The 20,389-nt window shown below is 62.9% G+C and carries 15 protein-coding genes; 11 read left to right on the top strand and 4 right to left on the bottom strand.

Annotated features, from left to right (window positions below):
* The first annotated feature begins 1,154 nt into the window (after positions 1–1,154).
* From KBB96_RS08470 to KBB96_RS08480, 3 genes are all read left to right on the top strand, one after another.
* Positions 1,155–2,000: a MotA/TolQ/ExbB proton channel family protein gene (locus tag KBB96_RS08470; protein ID WP_211634256.1), complete on the top strand. Its 846-nt coding sequence runs from the start codon at positions 1,155–1,157 to the stop codon at positions 1,998–2,000.
* A gap of 7 nt (positions 2,001–2,007) precedes the next feature.
* Positions 2,008–2,433: an ExbD/TolR family protein gene (locus tag KBB96_RS08475; RefSeq protein WP_211634257.1), complete on the top strand. Its 426-nt coding sequence runs from the start codon at positions 2,008–2,010 to the stop codon at positions 2,431–2,433.
* A gap of 173 nt (positions 2,434–2,606) precedes the next feature.
* Entirely contained in the window at positions 2,607–5,018 is a 2,412-nt protein-coding gene (locus KBB96_RS08480; RefSeq protein WP_211634258.1) for a tetratricopeptide repeat protein, read from the top strand.
* A 12-nt stretch (positions 5,019–5,030) separates the two neighbouring features.
* On the opposite strand, the gene KBB96_RS08485 is transcribed toward KBB96_RS08480, so the two are convergent.
* Both KBB96_RS08485 and KBB96_RS08490 read right to left on the bottom strand, forming a co-directional pair.
* Positions 5,031–6,536, bottom strand: coding sequence for a sensor histidine kinase (locus KBB96_RS08485; RefSeq protein ID WP_211634259.1), 1,506 nt, complete (start codon positions 6,534–6,536; stop codon positions 5,031–5,033).
* Positions 6,537–6,546: 10 nt separating this feature from the next.
* Positions 6,547–7,200 carry a response regulator transcription factor gene (locus tag KBB96_RS08490; RefSeq protein ID WP_211634260.1) on the bottom strand — a complete coding sequence of 218 codons (654 nt, stop codon included), beginning with the start codon at positions 7,198–7,200 and terminating at the stop codon, positions 6,547–6,549.
* 305 nt (positions 7,201–7,505) lie between these two features.
* Between KBB96_RS08490 and KBB96_RS08495 the strand changes: the two genes are divergently transcribed.
* The 4 genes from KBB96_RS08495 (at position 7,506) to KBB96_RS08510 (ending at position 10,826) form a co-directional block, all read left to right on the top strand.
* A complete protein-coding gene (locus tag KBB96_RS08495; RefSeq protein WP_211634261.1) occupies positions 7,506–8,384 on the top strand; it encodes a dioxygenase family protein in 879 nt (292 codons plus the stop codon).
* The gene (locus KBB96_RS08500; RefSeq protein ID WP_211634262.1) at positions 8,381–9,412 is read left to right on the top strand and encodes a dioxygenase family protein; all 1,032 of its coding nucleotides are present in this window, start codon (positions 8,381–8,383) and stop codon (positions 9,410–9,412) included. Before KBB96_RS08495 ends, KBB96_RS08500 begins: the two co-directional genes overlap by 4 nt.
* A gap of 173 nt (positions 9,413–9,585) precedes the next feature.
* Positions 9,586–9,975: a hypothetical protein gene (locus KBB96_RS08505; protein ID WP_211634263.1), complete on the top strand. Its 390-nt coding sequence runs from the start codon at positions 9,586–9,588 to the stop codon at positions 9,973–9,975.
* Between the two features lie 146 nt (positions 9,976–10,121).
* Complete coding sequence (locus KBB96_RS08510) at positions 10,122–10,826, top strand: hypothetical protein (protein ID WP_211634264.1); 705 nt, start codon at positions 10,122–10,124, stop codon at positions 10,824–10,826.
* Between the two features lie 98 nt (positions 10,827–10,924).
* Here the strand turns inward: KBB96_RS08510 and KBB96_RS08515 are convergent, their stop codons facing one another.
* Entirely contained in the window at positions 10,925–11,614 is a 690-nt protein-coding gene (locus KBB96_RS08515) for a zinc metallopeptidase (RefSeq protein WP_345779488.1), read from the bottom strand.
* Between the two features lie 131 nt (positions 11,615–11,745).
* On the opposite strand from KBB96_RS08515, the gene KBB96_RS08520 reads away from it, so the two are divergent.
* The 4 genes from KBB96_RS08520 to KBB96_RS08535 all read left to right on the top strand — a co-directional run bounded on the left by KBB96_RS08520 (position 11,746) and on the right by KBB96_RS08535 (position 17,189).
* Positions 11,746–12,432 carry an SDR family oxidoreductase gene (locus tag KBB96_RS08520; protein WP_211634266.1) on the top strand — a complete coding sequence of 229 codons (687 nt, stop codon included), beginning with the start codon at positions 11,746–11,748 and terminating at the stop codon, positions 12,430–12,432.
* A 304-nt stretch (positions 12,433–12,736) separates the two neighbouring features.
* Entirely contained in the window at positions 12,737–15,430 is a 2,694-nt protein-coding gene (locus KBB96_RS08525; RefSeq protein WP_211634267.1) for an ATP-dependent DNA ligase, read from the top strand.
* Positions 15,431–15,610: 180 nt separating this feature from the next.
* Positions 15,611–16,165, top strand: coding sequence for a sigma-70 family RNA polymerase sigma factor (locus KBB96_RS08530; RefSeq protein WP_211634268.1), 555 nt, complete (start codon positions 15,611–15,613; stop codon positions 16,163–16,165).
* A gap of 7 nt (positions 16,166–16,172) precedes the next feature.
* The gene (locus KBB96_RS08535) at positions 16,173–17,189 is read left to right on the top strand and encodes a zf-HC2 domain-containing protein (RefSeq protein WP_211634269.1); all 1,017 of its coding nucleotides are present in this window, start codon (positions 16,173–16,175) and stop codon (positions 17,187–17,189) included.
* Here the strand turns inward: KBB96_RS08535 and KBB96_RS08540 are convergent.
* On the bottom strand, positions 17,165–20,386 hold the full coding sequence (locus tag KBB96_RS08540) for a beta-galactosidase (protein WP_211634270.1): 3,222 nt from the start codon (positions 20,384–20,386) through the stop codon (positions 17,165–17,167). The two genes, KBB96_RS08535 and KBB96_RS08540, sit on opposite strands and share 25 nt — an antisense overlap.
* Positions 20,387–20,389 lie beyond the last annotated feature (3 nt).

The following is a 20,389-nucleotide window of genomic DNA, read 5'->3' on the forward strand; positions in this document are numbered from 1 at the left end:
GCCGTCCCCGTGACTTCAAGTCCGCTCCGGCTTCGGCACCAACCCCTTCACCAGATTGATTTTCAACGCCCTGCGATACCGGGCGAGCAATCGGGGCAGGTTGACGGCGAGGCCTCGGAGAGCGGAGGCGATGGGGAGTGACGGCGAGCAAGGGCCGCGGCGGACGTTCCGGTTGGGTGCGCCACGGGAGGGAAACACGATCCGAATGCATGGCTGGATCTGGTTGGGTTTTTGGGGTTTGAGAGAATCATTCAATCGCTTCCGGGTGGATCAGGACCTGAAACAGAGCCTCAGTGTCCATATCCCCCATCCGCCCAAACACAGGGCGATCAGGACAAGTCCCGCGATCCAGAGCCAGCGCAGTCCTGCACGGAACCCACGCCGACGGTGGCGGCTGCGGTAAAACACGATTCCATATTGGTGGAGCATGGGATGGGGGCCGAATCCGTGGTTCAGAGGCAGAGAAAAACAGTTTTCAACGCAAAAAATAATTACAAAGTAAATCCAAAGTCAACCTTTTGTGTCTTCCTGCCCGAAAGGACAGGTTTCCGAATATTTTGGTTTCCATCCGGTTTCCCAGCCGTCGCTCGTTCATCACCCCCTTATCTGTCTCGGAAACAGTGCTTTCGGACAGCTAGTCATCATTTTCCCAATAAGTCAGTCTAACCACATAGGTTTCAAACGGCCCAAAATCCTTCCCGGAATCCCGTGGGATCGGCGTCTAGAAACCGGCCGCACCACGGGTGGGAATTGGTCCATGGGAGTTATCCCGGGGGGGAGGCTCCCATGGATTCACCCGGGCTGCAGGCCTCGTTCCCATGGCTCTCCCTCCAAAACCAGAAGCCCCCCGGTTCCCTCGAACCGGGGGGCTTCTTTCAACCAACCCTCGGAGAGCTACATCCTCGTCCGATGCGCGCGGACGAGGACATCCCCCCACATACGGAAACACATCACTTCATTCCGGCTGTGATGCATAGCTGGCAGTTGGATCAGTATCTCCGGTGAAGCCGTGTTTCCCCCCCTGCCGGATCCTTCGGGATGTCCCGGGACGAATGGTCCGGAATCTGGAAAGAACCGGCGCTTCCAGCCCGTAAAGCGCCCGGCGGACCCGGGCTTGCTTCGCGGGGTTCGCTCGCTAGAATCCCGCGCAATTCATGAAGTGCCGTTTGCTGACCGCCGCGCTGGCCATATTGCCCGCGCTCACCGCCTTTGCCCAGAATGCCGCATCGTCCGCGGCCGCCCCCGTGGCGAAGCAAGGCCGGTTCGCCGATCTGCTGGCGGCAGGCGGCATCGTGATGTACATCCTGCTGCTGATTTCCGTGGTCATGGTGGCGGTGGCCTTCACCCTCTTCCTGACCATCCGCCACCGCGCCGTGGTGACGGACCGCTTCATGTCCGACATGGAATCCGCCTTGCGCGCCGGTGACCTGAAGGGACTCGGCGAACTGTCCCGGCGCAATTCCCAGCGCATGGCCGTAGTCGTCCAGCAGACCGTGGATTTCATCCTTCAGAATCCGAATGCAGGCATGGAGGAAATCCGGGAGGTGACCCAAACCGAGGGCACCCGCCAGGCTTCCCAGCTCACCGCCCGCGTCGCCTACCTTGCGGACATCGGCTCCATCGCCCCGCTGGTGGGCCTGCTCGGCACCGTGATCGGCCTGACCGAGTCCTTCTACGACCTCGCCGCTGGCAAGGAAGGCGTGCAGCAGCTTGAGCTGACCTCCGGCATTTCCCATGCGCTGGTGAATACCGCGGGCGGTCTGGTGGTGGCCGTCCCGGCGCTGATGCTCTACGCCTTCTTCCGCGGCAAGGCCCAGAAGCTGGTCAATGAACTGGAAGCCGCGGCCACCCATTTCATCGTCCATCTCCAGATGCTCGCAAACAAGTCGCGCCCGGCTCCCGCGAAGGCCGCCGCCCGCCAGCAGACCCAGCCGCGCGCCGAGAGCGCCCCGCAAATGACTCCGCTGACCCTCAATCCGCGGGATCTCCACGGCATCTGAGACGGCCATGAAGTTCTCCAGCCAGCAACCGCTCGGGCCGGCCCCGCTCCAGCTCGCCTCCATGATCGACATCATGTTGGTGCTGCTGATGTTCTTCATCCTCAGCTACCAGTTCGCCGCCGAGGAACGTTCGCTGGAAGTCGCCGTGCCCACCGTGGCCGATGGCGCCCAGCACAACCAGCAGCGCGGAGAGATCCTGATCAACGTCAAGGCGGACGGTACCGTGATCGTGGAGCGAAAAAACCTGACCCGCCCCGAGCTGACCGAGCGCCTCACCGCCGTCTCGAAGATCTACAAGAACCAGCCGGTGCGCCTGCGCGGGGATGCGAATTGTTCCTACCAGACGATCGTGGAGATCATCGACCTGTGCCAGAAGGCCGGCATCTGGAACATCTCCTTTGCCACCCAGTTGCCGCCGAAGCCGGAAAATTGATCCGGGAGCTGCCACGGATCCGAATTCGGAATGCCAATCGCACGCCCGGCCCGGAAATCATCGGCTTGTGCCAAAGGCCGGGAATGTGAACTATCTCCCCGCCACCCCGAAAGCCGCTGCTGGAAAAAACCGTCCCGCAGGATCGCTTGAAGGGTGTCCTCATCCGCTCGTGCATGAAACACACCCTCGCCTTCCTGCTCCTCGCCGCCGCTCCACTCACGGCGCAGGTTCCGCAGGCCCAGCCCGTCGATCCGGCCCTCCAGGCGGATCCGGGCAATGACATGTTCCAGCGCGGCAAGAATCTCTACGATCAGGCTCAGGCCACCGGCTCCCAGGAGGCGAAGATCGAAATGCTGCAACGCGCCGCCGCCATCTTCAGCGACTACCTCACCCAGTTCCCGAACCACGCGAACACCGAGCCCGCCTGGCTCTACATGGGCCAGAGCCTCTACCTCTCCGGCAAGGTGGACGAGGGCAAGCGCGCCTTCCAGACCCTCATCAACCGCTTCAACAAAGGTCCGTGGGTCGGTGCCGCCGCCTACACGCTGGCGATCGATGCTTTCAACAAGCGCGACTACCAGACCTCCGCGCCGCTGTTCCAGAAATACGGCGACAATGCGAACCGCCCGGAAGACAGCGCCCGCGGATACTACTATGCGGCTGAAAGTTTCCGCGGCCAGAACCAGGACCGCCAAGCCGGGGATCTCTACCGGAAGGTGATCAATGCCACCGCGGGCGGAGTCCACGTTCCGCTGGCGAAGCTGGGTCTGGGCAACCTGCTACTCAAGGGCAACAAGCATGAGGAAGCACTGCCGTTGTTCGAAGCGGTGGTCACTTCCGAGGCCACTCCCCAGGCCCGCGGCGAGGCCGCCCTGAAAGCCGCGCTGGCCGCCGCCAAACTCAAGAAGCCGGAACTGGCGGACAAGTATCTCAAGCTCATCGCCATCACGCCCGGCATGGAGAAATTCCGCCCGGACGCGCTGTCGCTCCTCATGGAGACGGCCATGGCGGACAAGGATTACCCCGGCGTGCTCGATGCCTACCGCAAGAGCGGCCTCGAAGCCGCCGATGCCATCGAGGCCCCTCCGGACCAGAAGGCGTCCTACGATGAAAAGAAAGCCATGCGCCTGCTGTTGGCCGGCCGTGCGAACTTCCAGCTCAAGAAAACCTCGGAGGCCCTGCGCCTGTTCCGCCAGGTGGAGAGCAGCATTTCCCCGCAGAGCGAACTGGCCTACCAGGCCGCCTACTACCGCATCCTCTGCTTCTACGCCATCGATGGCGAGCACCTGCCCGACCAGGTGGATGCCTTCGTTCAGATCTACCGCAAGTCCCGCGGCAACGACAAGAACCTGCACACCGCGCTGCTGATGAAGGCGGAGACGCTGTTCAACCGCAGCGATTACACCAAGGCCGCCTCCACCTATGCGGAGATCGATGCCTCGTTGATCAACGACTCGAACCGCCCCGGCCTGCTCTTCAACCGCGGCTGGTGTCTGGCCGAGGCCGGTGATCCACAAGGCGCGGTCAAGTCCCTTACCAAGTTCATCTCCGACTACCCGAAGGACTCCCGCATCAACAAGGCGATGGCCAAGCGCGCCAGTTCCTACGTGCAGGCGGGTGAAGGAGCGAAGGCCATCGACGACTTCGACAAGCTCGCCAACAGCGGTGACGAGGAATACGCCCGCCTCGCTTGGGCGGAGTCCGCGCGCATGCGCCGGGACGAAAACAACCTGCCGGACATGATCGTCCGCTACAAGGGCCTGCTCGCGAAGGGCGGCACGCTCACCTCGAAGCTGGATGCCGAGGCGAACTTCTACATCGGCTGGGGCCTGGTGAAGACCAATGCCGCGAAGGATTCCATCCCTTATCTCGAAAAGGCCCGCAGCTTGCAGCCGGAAACCTTCGGCAAACACGCCGGACTGCTGCTCGCGCTCGGCTACTTCGCCAGCCAGAACCTCGACAAGCTCACCGAGGAAATCGACCTCGCCATCGAGAAGCAATACGCCAAGGAACTGCCGGACCAGGCTCTGGAATGGGCGGGCATGCAGGCCTACTATGCCAACAAGTTCGCCGCCTCCGCGCGATTCCTCGACCGCATCTCGAACCCCGACGAACCGCGTGAAACCTCCAAGGGCATCTGGCGTTATCTCGGCAAGGCCCGCTACGAAACCGGCAAGTACGAGGACGCGCTCAAGGCCACGCTCAACGTGCTCGCCGTCGAGGAAGACCCGGCCTTGAAGGCGGATGCGCTGCTCGACAAGGGTCGTGAACTTTTCGCCCTCAAGCGCGATGCGGAAGCGCAGGCAACCCATGATGAAGCCACCAAGATGCACGTGGAAGGCCGTACCGGTGCGGGTCTTCGCATGCTCAGCGGCGACCTGAAGATGCGCGCCGGCAAGGCGGAGGAAGCCACGCACGACTATCAATACGTCGTGCTATGGGTGGAGGACCGCGACCTCAAGCCGCTCGCCTTGTGGAAGCTCGCCCGCGCTCTCGAAAAGAAGGGCGACACCGCGGAAGCCGAGAAGTATTCCAGCCAGTTGAAAAAAGAGTTCCCGAACTGGGAAGCGCCGAAGGAGGGATGAGAGGCGGTGTTCTCACCGTGGCACCGGATACCGCACGGTGAACCTACTCCCCTTTCCCTCACGGCTCTGGAGTTGGATCGTTCCTCCATCCGCCTCCACCACCGCTCGGCAGATTGCGAGACCGAGTCCGAATTTCCCATCGATTCGCGAACGCGCCTTGTCCGCTCGGAAAAACCGTTCGAACACCTGCGACTGATCTTCGGGAGAAATTCCGATCCCCGTATCCTCCACCACGAACTCTGCGGAATCTCCCGCGCGCCGCGTAATCAGCCACACCGTGCCTCCCTGCACATTGTAGTGGATCGCATTCGAAAGCAGGTTCGCCACCACCAGGCCGAAGCGTTCCACGCCGCCCTCGATCTCCACCGGCGCGAGATCCATCTCCAACTTCAACCCGCGCTCCGCGATCATCGGCTGGAACCGCTCCGCCACCTCCCGCACGCACACCGACAGGTCGAAGACATCGCGCGCCGCGCCCGATCCCCCATCGGTCCGCGCAAGCTCCAGCAGCGCCTCCGTCAGCCTGCGCATCTGCTGTGCCGCATCGAGGCATCCCGACAATGCCTCCCGGTAATCCTCAGGCGAACGCTCACGCGCCAGCGCCGTCTGTGCCTCGGAAATCATCAGCGTGAGCGGCGTGCGCAGCTCATGGGAAGCGTCCGCCGTGAATTGCCGCTGACGATCGAATGCCTGCTCCAACCGCGAGAACGTGGTGTTCAACACCACCGCCAGATCCGCCAGTTCACTGTCCCCTGCCACCGGGATGCGCTGTGAGAGATCGCCATCGGAAATGCGGCGCGCGGTGGCACCAATCTCCTCGATCGGACGGATCGCCCGCGTCGTGAGCCACCATCCCCCCGCCAAGCCCGTGACCAGCACGCCCGCACCGATTAGAGCCAGCGTCATCAGCCGTTCCATCAGGGCCTTGCGCTGTGCATCGAGTGAAGTGCCCACCAGGATGCAATGCCCTCGCTCGGTGAAGTGATAGGCTTCCCTCAGATTTCCACGCTCTCGATACCGGACCATGGTATCCCGGCCCAGCCGCTGCGGCGGCTCCACATCGGCGGGAGCCGCACCGGACCGCGCCTCTTCACGATCGCCATGCCAGATGCAATAGTAGAACGCACCCTCCGCCGGTTGGGCCGCGAATACCTTCCGCACCTCGTCCGGCACACGCGGTTGCACCGGGCTCGGGCGCTCGCGCCGGCGCATTCCGCCACCGGGACCACCACGCGCTTCTCCCGGATCGCGATCCGGAGGAAGGGGCGGGATTTCACCATCCGGCATCCAGTCCGGAGCCGGACCGGGTCCCGGCCCTTGTTCCTGCATGCCAGCGGCTTCTCCGCCGCGCACCGCCACGCTGAGCAGCGAAACCTTCTTCTCCAGCTCCGCATCCACACGCCGCATCATCTGGATGCGCTCGAGCTGCCAGACACTGAAGCCGAAGCCAAGGAGCAGAAGCACCAGGAACAATGCGAGCCACGCCTGCAAGCGCCAGCGGATGGAACGGGATGCCATGAGGATCAGGTCAGGATTCGATCAGGTAGCCGTGGCCGCGCCGCGTCGAAATCAGGTCGGAGCGCAGTTTCTTCCGGATGCTGAAAATGTGGACGTCGATGAGATTGGAAAGCGAATCGTCGTTCTCATCGAAGAGGTGCTCGTGAATCTCCGTGCGGCTCACGAGACGACCGCGGTGCAGCGCGAGGTATTCGAGGATCGAGTATTCACGGGCTGTTAGATTGGAGACCTTGCCCGCAAGCGTCACCACCTTGATGCGGGTGTCGATTGAGACATCGCCCAGGTCGATGACAGACGCGGACTGTCCCGCATGACGCCGCACGATGGCCCGGACGCGCGCGAACAGTTCGCTCAGATCGAAGGGCTTGATGAGATAATCGTCCGCTCCGCCATCCAATCCGCGCACGCGGTCCGGCGGAGTGTCGCGCGCCGTGAGCATCAGCACTGGAGTCTGCTTCACCTTGCGCAGGCGGCGCAGGATCTCCCAGCCATCCAAGCCCGGCAGCATCACATCCAACACCACCGCATCGTAATCATAGTTCTCCGCCTTGAACCAGCCCTCCTCCCCCTCCGCCGCCGTATCCACGGCGTAGCCCTGCTCACGGAAGGCTTTCTCCAAGGTCCGCAGCAGACGGGGTTCGTCCTCCACCAGCAACACGCGCATGCGCGAGTCTGACAGATCGAAAATGAAGGAACGATGAAATCCAGAGCATCGGACCGGAAAATTTCGAACCACGAATGGTCACGAATTCTCACGAATCATGTGGAGGTCCACCCTTTCTTCCATCTGTGTCCATCCGCGTTCATCTGTGATTGGATTTCTGTTCCCGGTTCCAGTGACACCCCCACCCTATTCGTGAGAATTCGTGACCATTCGTGGTTATTTTTTCCGATCCCGGATCATTCTTCAGAAGCTTAACCGGAACTTAATCGGTTGCATGCGAAGGTCGTCCCATCACGAACGATCCGATGACCGATCCGATTTCATCCCTTGCCTCCCGCCGCGGATTCCTCGGCCGCCTCGGCCTCGGTGCCGCGCTTTTCACCACCCGCGGACTGATGGCGGAGGAGTTGGAGAAAAGCCCCGGCCTGGTCATTACCCCGCGTATGACGGAGGGCCCGTACTACCCGGACAAGATGCCGCTGGATACGGACAACGATCTGCTCATCATCAATGACTCCATCACGCCCGCCGTGGGCGTGGTGTCCTACGTCACCGGCCGCATCCTCACCGCCACCGGCCAGCCGGTGCGCAATGCGGTGGTGGAGATCTGGCAGTGCGATTCGAATGCCTCCTACATCCACACCAAGGGTCACAACCCCGCCGGTGCGGACGGCAATTTTCAAGGCTACGGCCGCTACCTCACGGACTCCACCGGCCGCTACTTCTTCCGCACCATCAAGCCGGTGGCCTACACGCTCAATGGCATGTGGCGCGCGCCGCATATCCACTTCGCCGTCAGCAAGGGCGGCCAGCGTCTCTACACCACGCAGATGATGCTGAAGGACTTCGCGGACAATGCGAGGGACGGAGTGCTCTCCGGCGTGCGCGATGCCAAGGCACGCGAGTCCGTGCTCGTGGATTTCAAGCCGGTGGAGGGCTCCAAAATCGGAGAACTCACCGCGACGTTCGACATCATCATGGGCCTCACGGCCGAGGAGGTCGAACATGGCAAACTCGTCGGCGGCATCGGCAAGTCCGAGGCCGGCCGTGGATTTGGTGGCCCTCTCGGCCGACGTCCCGGTAACCAGGGCGGCCCGGGCGGCGGATCGGGAGGGCCACCCCCGTTTCCACCCGGCGGCACGCCTCCCGAGGGCACGCCGCCACCACCGCCTGACTCCCCATGAATGGAAAACCCGAACCGTTCCACATCCCCGTCAGCCGCCGCCGCTTCTTCAAAAGCATGGCGGCGGCCTCCGCGGGATTCACCCTCCCCGGCTATCTCGCCGAGGCGTTGACCCAGTCCCCCATCGTCACGCAGGGTCCCTACTACCCGCTGGCCGATGACATCCCGCTCGACAAGGACAACGACCTCGTCCAGCTCACGGATCACACCACCATCGCCGCGGGCATCGTCAGCTACGTCAGCGGCCGCATCCTCGATGCGAATGGCAATCCGGTGAAGAACGCGCTGGTCGAGCTGTGGCATGCCGACCGCGAGGGCGACTACCTCTACTCCACCGGCACCGGGCGGAACTCCGCCTGCGATGCGAACTTCGCCGGGTTCGGGCAGTTCATCACCGGCTCCACCGGCGCCTTCAAGTTCCGCACCGTGAAGGCCGGGCTCTACAACGGACGCACCCGCCACTATCACTTCGGCGTCACGCTGCCGGGCCGCACCACCCGCTCCACCACGCAGACGTTCTGGAACGAAACCGCCTACGGCCTGGATGGCAAGGCGTGGGCCACGCAGAACGCGAACGATTCCATCTTCACCGGCATCACCAATGCCGCCCAACGGGCCTCGGTGAACCTCACCTACCTGCCCGTCACCGGCACCACCACCGGCGAGGTTTATGCGAACTGGGATTTTGTCAGCGGCTTTACCCCGGTGGAACCGAGCTACCCGGCCTCCGGCGGGTTCATGGCAATGGGGACACTCGTCGCCGGGCCGGGCAGCTCACACCGCTACCGCCTCCGCATCCCCGCCTACACCGGCTACACCTACGAGGTGTATAGTAATCCCACGATGGCGGAACTGGAATGGAAAGCCGTCCCCTTTTCCATCACCCAGACCGGCACCATCGACCGCAACAAGCACACCGCCACCGCGGAGGGATCGCTGGACCTCTACGTGGACGCGGCGAACTCCGCCGTGAAGGGCTTCTACAAGGTCTGCTTCCGCGTGCCGGGCGCGAACACCGGCACCCCGTAAGCCGCCGGCCGACTGGCAAGGAACTCCATACTTGTCAGCATTCCTGAAATAACGGAGCGTCTCATTGCCGAATAGCAATGAGCTCCCGCCACTATGGACACCACCACCGATCCCGCAAGAACATGGCGGCCCGGGCGCGTTCCATTCCATACCGGGGGCCGTTCATCTCGGCCATGTTCTGGACGGCGGTGTATTACCTGTGCCTCGTGGCCTGGGTCACCTGCGCGGTGATGTTCGTACTCAAGCGCGACCAGCTCACCTCCAAGCTGTTGATCGGCGCCATGCTGCTCAGCGTGCTTTCCTGGATCTGGGCGTTCTTCAAGCGCCGCGCCGCCCGCTGCCCCTTGTGCAAGGGCACGCCGCTGCTCAACAGCGGAGCGCTGCCCCACGGCCGCGCCGTGCGGCTGGCTCCGCTCAACCACGGCACCACCGCCTGCCTCAGTCTGCTTTTCACCCAGGAGTTCCGCTGCATGTACTGCGGAAATCTCTACGACCTGATGAAGTCGAATCAGGCAACCCGGCCTCAGCCGGGCGTCGCTCCGGAGTCCGACACGGAATCATAAGTGATTGATTCCCCGTCCCTCCCACCTCCGTGATCGCGGGGGAGGATTGATTTTACGTTGATCCGGACCTTTCGGGGAAGCATCCTAACAACGCTTCGCCACGGCAGTCACCGGGCCAAGCTGTTCTCCCCCACCCCCCGTCCCCCATGAAAGCTGTTGCAGCCCTCGCGGCTGGCCTGTTGGCCGTCGCGTGCTTGCCCGCCTCCGCGCAATCGTTGACCTGGAACCTTACCGGTTCCGCAGGTATCCTCGATGCGGGCGACAAGCTCATCTTCACCAAAAACAACGTCACGGTGACCGCCGATGCCTGGGGATACACCCGTGGCAGCAGCGACAATGCACTGGAAGCCGCCGCCCTCGGCCAGTGGAATGTGGGCATGGGCGTGGTCAGCGGCACGGAAGATCCGGCCGGAGTCGACCACCAGCTCGACAACGAAGGCCCGGATGAATGGGTGCTCTTCATGTTCAGCACGAGTGTCCAGGTCACCGGTGTCACCATCGATCCCTACGGCGTGTATGACCGCGACGTGACCTACTGGGTCGGCAATGTTTCCTCCAATCTCGATCTGACCGGCAAGACCTATGCGGACCTCGCCGCCCTCGGCTTCGGCAGCGAAATTGCCAGCTTCTCCACCGCCAGCGAAAGCGCCCGCACCGTCTCGATCACCAGCCCCGGCGGCGTGAATGCCATCCTGTTCGGCGCGAAGCGCGGCGAGTTCACCGGCGATGACATCGACCGCTTCAAGATCACGGCGATCTCCGCCACTCCGCTGACTCCCGTACCGGAACCCGCCTGCGCCCTGCTGGGTTCGCTGGGTGCCTTCAGTCTTCTTTTCAAGCGCCGCCGCTGACGACGCGAGGGGCGGGAGATTCTCCCCCCAAAACATGAGCCTCCGTCCCGATTCCGGGGCGGGGGCTTCTGTTTGTTAGAGAAGGCGGTGCTTCACTCTCAATCCCGGCGCTGGTTCCCCAGCAGCATCATCACGTAGTAGAGAAGCTGGGCCAGGGAACCCAAGGCGGCCACCACGTAGGTCATCGCAGCCCAGAACAGCGCGTTCTTCGCCTTGCGGTGCTCCATCGTCGCGGCCAATCCGCTGCGATCAATCCATGCCAGCGCGCGGCGGCTCGCATCGAACTCCACCGGCAGCGTCACGAAGGAAAACAGCGTCGTCACGGCAAAGAACGCCACCCATATCCACAGCATGACCGGGGAATGGAAAAGGCTCAGGCCGAAGATTCCCACCAGCATCAGGACATTGAGCATGTTGCTTGCGATGTTGACCGCAGGCACCATTTTCGAGCGGAAGCCCAGCCACGCATACGCCTGCTGGTGCTGGACCGCGTGGCCGCACTCGTGCGCAGCTACCGCGGCAGCCGCCACGGAGTTGGAATAAAAGACCGGCTCGCTGAGGTTCACCGTCTTGGTGGTGGGATCGTAGTGGTCGGTCAGGTGACCGGGCACGCTCACCACACGCACGTCGTTGATGCCATTCTGGCGGAGCATCATCTCCGCCACCTCGGCACCGCTGATCGGCATCGGGATCTCGGAATACTCGCGGAAGCGGCGCTTGAGCATGGCGCTCACCCCGAAGCTCGCCAGCATGGAGAGACCGATGATGATCCAGTAGGTCATGGAAATCCCCATGAAACCACCTCCGGGCAAATATTGAGCAAGGACATGCAATTCGGAAATCATGATGTTAGGTTAGTCGTGATCCGGAGGCGCGCAACCCGCCACCGCTTCGAAAACCAGTCACTTTTTCCAATCCCATGCCCCGCCTCGTTGTGATTACCGGCTGCACCCGCGGCCTCGGACTCGCCATGGCCCGCTCCTTCGCCCGCCGGGAGTGGACTGTCGCCGGCTGTGGCACCCGTGCCGAAGCCTGTGCCGGACTCCAGACGGAATTCGGCCCGGACCACACCATCCTCCCCTGCGATGTCACCGATCCGGAAGCCGTCTCGCAATTCGCCTCGGACATCCTCAACGAGCACGGCGCGCCGGATCTGCTGCTCAACAATGCCGCCGTCATCAATGGCAACGCCCCCCTCTGGGAAGTCTCCACGGACGACTTCGCGCGCGTGATGGATGTGAATCTCAAGGGCGTTCACGCCATCTGCCGGGCCTTCCTCCCCGCCATGATCGCCCGTGGCAGCGGTGTGGTGGTCAATTTCTCCTCCGGTTGGGGCCGTTCGACCTCCCCGGACGTGGCACCCTATTGCTGCACCAAGTGGGGCATCGAGGGCCTCACGCTGGCGCTCTCCCAGGATCTGCCCGCCGGGCTGGCCGCCGTACCGCTGAATCCGGGCATCATCGATACGGACATGCTGCGCAGTACCTTCGGCGGCGGGGCCGCGGACTTCCCCACCCCGGATGAGTGGGCCGCCAAGGCCGTGCCGTTTCTGGAAAAACTGGGAGCCCGGGACAACGGACGATCCCTCACGGTACCGGGTGGGTAGCCGGAGTCCGGGTATGGAGTGCGGCGAGGCATCGCCGCTTTGAGCGGAGGCGAGTCATCGCCGGGAAGATTACCTCCATTTTGCAAAACGACTCTCACGTTCCAGATCCCCCTCCTCACTGGTTCAGAGCATTCCTCCCATGGCCCTGCTGCAAATCCCGTCGATTCTCTCCCGCACCAAAAGCGGCGATGCCTCGCCGCACTCCACATCAGAAAGCCGGCCCCTCCGGGCAATAACCCCTCCGTGACGATTTGATGTCGCAAACCATTGCCCCGGACTACCAAACGTTTATAATCGACCCGACTTGATCGAAGTCCGATTCAACCGCGGCCTGTATCTCCCGGAAGCCGACCTATGGCTCGACCCGTGGGATGCGAAACCCCGTGCCTTCGTTTCGCACGCCCATGCCGATCATTTCGCCCGCCACGAGAGCAGCTTGTGCAGTGAAACCACCGCCGTTCTGCTGCGCCGCCGCTACGGCGTCCAGGAGGGCCGCCTGGAGCCCCTGCCTTTCCACGTGCCGCTGGTGCGGGAGGGATTCCGTTTCCGGCTGCTGCCAGCCGGACACATCGCGGGCTCGGCCATGCTCCACGTCACCCGCACCCGGGACAATGCCACCCTGCTCTACACCGGGGACTTCAAGACCCGCCGTGGCCGGACCGCGGAGCCGGTCTGCTTCCAGAATGCGGACACGCTCATCATCGAAACCACCTTCGGCCTGCCGCAGTTCTCCTTTCCGCCCGCGCTGGAGATCGAGTCCGCCATCCTGCGCTTCGTCCACGATGCCTTCACGGACGGGGAAACGCCGGTCCTCTTCGGCTACTCGCTCGGCAAGGCCCAGGAAGCCCTGGCCCTGCTCCACGAGCACGAGATTCCCGTCCTGCTGCATCCGACCGTGGCGGAAATGACGGTCGCCTGCCGCGAGGCGGGCGTGGATCTACCGGAACCGATTCTCTTCGAGGGCTTTGCCGAACCCGGCCACGTCATCATCGCCCCGCCGAACGCGATCCGCTCGCGTGCCCTGCGCGGCCTGAAAAGCAAACGTACCGCCATGCTCACCGGCTGGGCGCTGCAACCCGGTGCGAAGTACCGCTACCGCGTGGACGAGGTCTTCCCGCTCTCCGATCACGCCGATCATCCCGGCCTGCTGGAATGCGTCCAGCGCGTCCGCCCGCGCCGCATCCTCACCGTCCACGGCTACGCCCACGAATTCGCCGCCGAGCTGCGCGGCAAGCGCTTCGATGCCTGGTGCGCCATGGGCGGCGACCAGCTCGAGCTGGCCATGGGCGGCGTGCCCCAACGTCCTGCCGCCACCATCCAAGCCCGCCACAACCGCCCGATCTGCGCCCTCGCCGATTTCTCGGATGCCTGCCGCCTTGTCGGCGAAACCAGCAGCCGCATCGCCAAGATCGAATTCCTCGCCAACTACCTGAAGGGCCTCGAAAGCGATCACGACCTGCGTCTCGCCGCCGGCTGGCTGACCGGCGAGGCGCTGCCGAAGGCCGGTGGCCGCCGCACGCTCCAGACCGGCTCCGCCGCCCTGCGCCGCGCCCTCATCGCCCTGCCCGGTGCCCGCGAGGAGCGTTACAACGAGATCTCGCTGACGCAGAACGACACCGCACGCACCGCCCGCTTGTTCCTGCAGGAGCTGTCGCTCAAGCCGGAGCCACTCGACCTCGCGGGACTGGAAGGATTCTTCAGGGAACTTTCCGCCGCGTGTGGGTCGATCGCCCGCATCGAGTTGCTTTCCCCGCGCCTCCGTACCCTCCATCCCGCCGAGGGTGAGACACTGGTGAAGCTGCTGACCGGCGACCTCCGCATTGGTTTGAAGGAAGGACTCGTCGAAGACGCCATCGCCTCCGCCTTCGCCGCCGATCCGGCGGATGTCCGCCACGCCCACATGCTCACCGGCGATCTCGGCGAAACCGCCATCCTCGCCCGCTACCAGCGCCTCGAGGAAGCGGTGCTGCGTCCCTTCGTACCGGTGAAGTCGATGCTCGCTTCACCCACCGCGGACGCGGTGGAGATCTGGGACTGGCACAGCGCCGACAACAATGGCCCGCTGTGGGTGGAGCCGAAGTATGACGGCATCCGCCTCCAGCTTCACAAGGTCGGCAACCGTGTCTCGCTGTTCTCCCGCGATCTCCAGCCGCTTGACGATGCCTTTCCGGACATCATCACCGCCGCCGCGAAGCTGCCCTGCGATTGCGTGCTGGATGGCGAGCTCGTCGCCTTCGCGGAGGGCCGCCGCCTCGGCTTCAACGATCTCCAGCAGCGTCTCGGCCGCCAGGTCGATCAGAACGAGCTGTTTCTAACAGAGGACGCTCCGGACATGCGCGTGCCATTGCGCTTCATCATCTTTGACATCCTCTGGCACGCGGGCGAATCCCTGCTCGACCAATCGCTGCTGGAGCGCCGCATGCGCCTCGATTCCTTCGAGATCCAGGAACCTTTCCGCCGTATCGCCGTCGCGCAGATCGACAGTCCGGAATTGCTCGACGCCGCCTTCAAGGAATCGCTCGGCGCGGGCCACGAAGGCCTCATCGCCAAGGACCAGCGCAGCCTCTACCAACCCGGCCGCCGCAGCCACTCCTGGCTGAAATTGAAAGGCATGATGCCCACGCTCGACTGCGTGGTCGTTGCCGCCGAGCAAGGCCATGGCAAACGCTCCGATGTCCTGAGCGACTACACCTTTGCCGTCCGCGATATCGATACCGGCGCGCTGAAAACCATCGGCAAGGCCTACAGCGGTCTCACCGATGACGAGATCGAGGATCTCACCGAGCACTTCCAACGCCACACCCTCACCAAGGAACGCCGCAAGCACCTGGTGGAGCCGAACGTGGTGCTGGAGATCGCCTTCGACTCCATCCGCGCTTCGGACCGCCACGATTCCGGCCTCGCCCTGCGCTTCCCGCGCATCAAGACCATCCGCAAGGACAAGACGCCGGAAGAAATCGACACGCTCCAGTATGCGCGCAGCCTGGTGAAAAGCTGAACGTCCCGCGGATCAGGTATCCATTCCAACGGAAGCCATGGAGACGGCGTAGATACTCCCTCCAATCTCCGGACGATGCACCGGCGCAACATATGCCGGAAACCGACTTTAGGAATTGTCACCCCGTTCAATCCAGAGGTATTCTTTGATGTGCAGATGGTGGACGATTGTGATGAATTCATGTCTGACGGGACGGCTTCCCGGAATCATGATCTTCATCCTCCGGCACTCTCCGAATCACTGGAGACCTCGCTCTTCGCGCTGAGACCACGACTCGCGGCCTATCTGCGGGCCATGCTTCCCGACCATCATGCCGTGGACGATTGCCTCCAGGAAACCTTCCTGCTGATCTTCGATCGGTATCAGGATGTACCGAATACCGAATTGCCCGCTCTCGCGTTCGTCTGTGCACGAAACAAGGCCCGGGCCTGGCTGGACAAACAGAAAACCGGACGACTGGTGATCATCGATCCGGAGGTGCTCCACCAGATCGCCGAGAAGGCGGCTGCGGCCACCACCGCGGAAGCCCCCGGACACCGTGTCATGATATTGCGCAACTGTCTTGGCACCCTATCCGCCGAGCAGCGCGAACTCGTGGAATGCCGCTACGGCGGTAATTCCATCGAATCCTTGGAAGAATTCGCCATCAGGCGGAATCGTCGGATGGACGCGATCTACAAGCAGCTTGAGCGGATACGCGGATTCCTCAAGAAGTGCGTCACCTCCCGCCTGTAATCCTTTCATGAGCCAAGATTCCGAAACCACCCGCCTGATCTCCGCCTTCGTGGATGGGGCTCTTCAGGAAAAAGACCGTGCGGCTTTCGAACATCTGATGCGCGTGAATCCGGAAGCCGTGGAGGCCGCTGCCGAGGCCATCCGTTTCGAGCAGGATCTGTCCGACGCCGTCCGCGGCGACCATATCGAACTGGTGCGCCAACAACGCATGATCATCGATCGTGCGACCGGACGTCCGGTCTTGATCGAATCCAGCGAACGGATTGGACAAGAACCAGAACCCTCCAACCGGAAAACAGCCGCCGCACCCTCTCCAGCCTCCCGCTGGATTCTTGCTGGAGCCGCTTGCCTTGCAGCAGGTGGAATCTGGTGGCTGGCCGACCACAGCCGGACCCCGCAGGTTCCGGCCGGAACCACTGTATGGCAGGCCTTGCCGCTGAAAAATGCGGGATTCGAACTGCCGGACCTCGCAGGAAAACCAGCGCGTTCCTCCCTCATCACCGACTGGCAGGCCAAATTCACCACACCCGCCGCGGCGATCGAGTCGATGCCACCGACCGGAGCTCACGGAGGGCGACAGGTCGCCGCGCTTGATCCGGGAGGACACATCAAACAACTCCTGCTCAATCCCGATGGATCGGCCCTCGTCTTCGCCAAGAACCAACGATTCCGCGTCTCCGGCTGGATCGCACCCGATGGCCCTGTCAACGAGCGGGCCGACACTCTGAGCATCGCACTCCACTACGTGGATGACGCCCTCCGCCAATATGTGGTGGCCTATGAGATCATCGCCATCGAAGGCTCCGGCTGGCAGCGCTTCGAGGTGGCACTCGACGTGCCGGAGCAAGGGGTCTTCGAACCGAGTTACGTCACCTCCGGCACCACTCCTTCGATCAATATCATGGGACGCCCGATCCTGCTTTCCTTCACCAACACCACCGCCCGCGTCCCGCGCAAGATCAAGGTGCTGCTGGATGATCTGGTGGTGGAAACCTCCGCTCAGCGGACCAGCGAGACGCGGTAGAAACACCCTGCACCGGAGGGCCCCGGATGATCCACATACCGGCAGGGGTCATCGCCGCCAGTCCAATCCTCTGCCAAGGTGAGCCACTGGGACAACGTGTCCGATCTCTCGATCTTGAAAAGGCAGTTGGATCTGCCGGGCCATCGCAGCTCCCAGCCATCCGGCACGAGCTTGGTCAGCGACAGCGTGAACCGCTGAGAAGGATTCAGCGGATCGATCCCCAGCCGGGCCTCGGCCTTGTCACTCGTGCCGTCATGATCGGTATCCGCGGAGGTCGGATCAGTGCCCAAATCCTGTTCGTCGGCATTCGGAAGGCCGTCCTGATCGGGATCCGCCGCAGGGTCCTGTCCCGTGGCGTGGAAGTACTGCATTTCCCATGCATCACGGAGCCCGTTGTCATCACCATCGTTCCAGGCAATCTCCCGCCGCGGCTGCCACACGGGGGCATCCAGTGCGGGCATCGCCACTGTCGGCTGTGCCACCCCGTTGATGCCCGCATCCCATCCGTTGACCCTCAGAGTCAACCCGGCGGCGAGTTGGGATGGGAAACGCTTCAAATCAATCAGCCAAGAATCACCGTGATAAAGATCGCGGGTCAGCTCCTGGCCGTTTGACAGCAGTTGGGCGGAGCCACCCTTGTATGACAGCCGGACATGGGCGTGTGCCAACCCCTGCCACTCCGCCGGATTGCCAGCGATCGTCCAAGTCCCGTTTCCGGTGGAAGAGAAAACCGGGGCCACGGGAGCGGCATCCAGCGCTCTAACAAACCGAGCCCATCCGCCCGGTGCGGATGCCGGAATCCAACCGTCACCCGGCGCAAGCCTGGATGCGGGAAAGAAATCCAAGCCGACTTGTGCTCCACAGTCCCCCTCGATCCTCAGGGACGGATTCACCGAGGACGCATCCGCTCCCTGGACGACCACCAACCGCTTCAAGCCGTCCACCTTGGTCACCACGGACTGCAACGAGTCCAATTCCGGCAGGAGGAGAATGCGCGCCGTGGCCGCGGCCCCTCCCGGCGGAGTGATCCGCAGCGTGGTCCTCTGGTTCGCCGGAACATGCACCAGCAACCTGCCACCGGATGTGTTGCTGTCCGCCGTCCCGGCTTCGACCTCCACCCCGGTGTTGGCCGGAAAGGCCAGCTCGCGGTTCGTCCAGTCCGGAAGCCAGAACACGAAAACCGGGAGCTCCCCCGGATTACGGATCGCCGCCATCGGTTCCACGGTCCCCCACAGCAGATCCACGCCGCCGAGATCCATCCGGAACGGAAACACATTGAAACGATCCGCAGGCATGACCAGCGGCACGGACGGCACCTGGAGCACCTCGTCCGGCGTGGTAATCTGGATCCGGACTTTTGCCTGCGCGGGCATCACCACGTTCCGCTGGGTGTTGTTCAAGAACAGGAAGCCGCGGTTCCCAACGAAGCGTCCGATGTAGCGCAGGCGGCTGGTCTGGGTGGGATCCAGGATCTGGCCCGGATCACGTGAAGTTCTGGCCGGGACCAGCAGGTCCGCGAATTCAGTCGTGAACATATGAAGGCGGCGGTAGAGACGCCCGGAATCACGCAACTGCCCGAATTCACCCAAAGGTGCCTGGAAGTCATAGCTCGTACCCCAGGAGCCGCTTGCGTATCCCGGCAGTTGGGTGCCACCATGGAACATGTAGTAGCCGAGATAGTTGCTGCCACGGCCGACACTGTCATACGCGGTCGCCACGACGTATTTCGGCTCCACCATGAAGCGGTTGTTGCCGCCCATCGGGCTGCCGGTCCCGAGCTCGCAATAGCCCCGCGGGTAATCCAGCGTGTTGTAATAGGTGCCTCCGATGTCGGTATTGGCCGTCCACTCGTCCGTTCCGTAAATGAAGCCGGAACTCGCCGAGGCACCTCCCGCACTCTCCCATCCGCGATACGTGTAAGCCCCTTGGAGCGGGATCACCGTTCCCGGTTCAAAGCGGGAGTTCGCGGTCACCGTGTAAAACGGAACGACCATGCCTTTCGCCACCGCCATCTGCTTGAGCGTGGTGATGTGGGCCGCGTTCCCGCTGGCAAATTCGTTCTCCAACTGGATGCCGACGATCGGGCCGCCGTCCTTCGCACACAGTCCGGAAATCTGATTGGCCACCTGTTGGAAATACAGATTCACCAGGGCAAGATATCCGGCATCGTTGGTCCGCTTCCCCGAATTGGCGAAACTCGGAATGCCTCCGTTGACAGCCTCCGCATTCACATAAGGCCCCACGCGCAGCCAAACCTTCAATCCGTGCCGCCCGGCCAGTTGGATAAACCGCCGAAGATCCCTCTGCCCGCTCCAATCCCAAGTCCCTTGCGGATTCTCATGATGGTTCCAGAACACGTAGGTAGCGACGACCTCCACCCCGCAGGCCTTCATTTTCGCCAGCTCCCGGTCCCATTCGGACGGTGCATACCGCACGTAGTGGAACTCACCGGAAATCGGGAACCAGGGCTTTCCATTGCGATACCATCCCGTGCGGGTGGCCGAGTAGGTGACCCCATCCGCACCGGTGCCCGTCATTCCTGCCAGCGCGTCATCCGTGCGGTTTTCCAGACTCCGCGTATCGAGCGTGTAGAGCACGGGAGCGGGAGCATCCGGATCAAGATCCAAGGTCACGCGGTCAAGCGCCACCTGGCTGAATCCTGATGTGCTCCCGGCTTCAAAGCGGATCCCCAAGGGAGCCCCGATCGCGCCATCCCCTTCGTCCACGTAGCACGACAGCGTCTTGCGCGTCCCGGCATCACCCAGATTCCCAGTGCCGGAAATGTCCGCGGTGCCGAGAGAGAGCGTTCCCAGCACGACTCCCGTATCCGCCCGCACGAGCTTCGCAGTCAGCGGACGTTGCGACTGGGTGTCGTTGAAAACATCGCTGACATCGAATGACAGCGTATAGAGCCCCTTTGACACGGTTGCACCGGTGATCGTCTGGGCAAGGGTGTTGGAACCGCCTGACGCCGCACCGGTGAAACGCACGAACTGCGAGCCATCACCGGTAGTGATGACCGTGGAACTGAAAGCTTCATGCACCACCTCCACGCCACTGCCCACATTCCAACCCGTGATAGTGGTCCCTGTCTGGGCAACCTGTGGAGACTCGAACGAGGGATTCGCCACCGGCAACGCGACTCCACCCGCCCGGATGGAAATCAAGGCACAACAAAGGACTGGAAGATATCTCATGAA

The sequence above is a fragment of the Luteolibacter ambystomatis genome, from assembly GCF_018137965.1.
Taxonomy (GTDB): domain Bacteria; phylum Verrucomicrobiota; class Verrucomicrobiia; order Verrucomicrobiales; family Akkermansiaceae; genus Luteolibacter; species Luteolibacter ambystomatis.

What these genes read in the sequence shown, in the direction of transcription:
- KBB96_RS08470 (WP_211634256.1), top strand. Translation starts at nt 1,155, where the DNA reads ATGAAGTGCCGTTTGCTGACCGCCGCGCTGGCCATATTGCCCGCGCTC.
- KBB96_RS08475 (WP_211634257.1), top strand. Translation starts at nt 2,008, where the DNA reads ATGAAGTTCTCCAGCCAGCAACCGCTCGGGCCGGCCCCGCTCCAGCTC.
- KBB96_RS08480 (WP_211634258.1), top strand. Translation starts at nt 2,607, where the DNA reads ATGAAACACACCCTCGCCTTCCTGCTCCTCGCCGCCGCTCCACTCACG.
- KBB96_RS08485 (WP_211634259.1), bottom strand. Translation starts at nt 6,536, where the DNA reads ATGGCATCCCGTTCCATCCGCTGGCGCTTGCAGGCGTGGCTCGCATTG.
- KBB96_RS08490 (WP_211634260.1), bottom strand. Translation starts at nt 7,200, where the DNA reads ATGCGCGTGTTGCTGGTGGAGGACGAACCCCGTCTGCTGCGGACCTTG.
- KBB96_RS08495 (WP_211634261.1), top strand. Translation starts at nt 7,506, where the DNA reads ATGACCGATCCGATTTCATCCCTTGCCTCCCGCCGCGGATTCCTCGGC.
- KBB96_RS08500 (WP_211634262.1), top strand. Translation starts at nt 8,381, where the DNA reads ATGAATGGAAAACCCGAACCGTTCCACATCCCCGTCAGCCGCCGCCGC.
- KBB96_RS08505 (WP_211634263.1), top strand. Translation starts at nt 9,586, where the DNA reads ATGTTCTGGACGGCGGTGTATTACCTGTGCCTCGTGGCCTGGGTCACC.
- KBB96_RS08510 (WP_211634264.1), top strand. Translation starts at nt 10,122, where the DNA reads ATGAAAGCTGTTGCAGCCCTCGCGGCTGGCCTGTTGGCCGTCGCGTGC.
- KBB96_RS08520 (WP_211634266.1), top strand. Translation starts at nt 11,746, where the DNA reads ATGCCCCGCCTCGTTGTGATTACCGGCTGCACCCGCGGCCTCGGACTC.
- KBB96_RS08530 (WP_211634268.1), top strand. Translation starts at nt 15,611, where the DNA reads ATGTCTGACGGGACGGCTTCCCGGAATCATGATCTTCATCCTCCGGCA.
- KBB96_RS08535 (WP_211634269.1), top strand. Translation starts at nt 16,173, where the DNA reads ATGAGCCAAGATTCCGAAACCACCCGCCTGATCTCCGCCTTCGTGGAT.
- KBB96_RS08540 (WP_211634270.1), bottom strand. Translation starts at nt 20,386, where the DNA reads ATGAGATATCTTCCAGTCCTTTGTTGTGCCTTGATTTCCATCCGGGCG.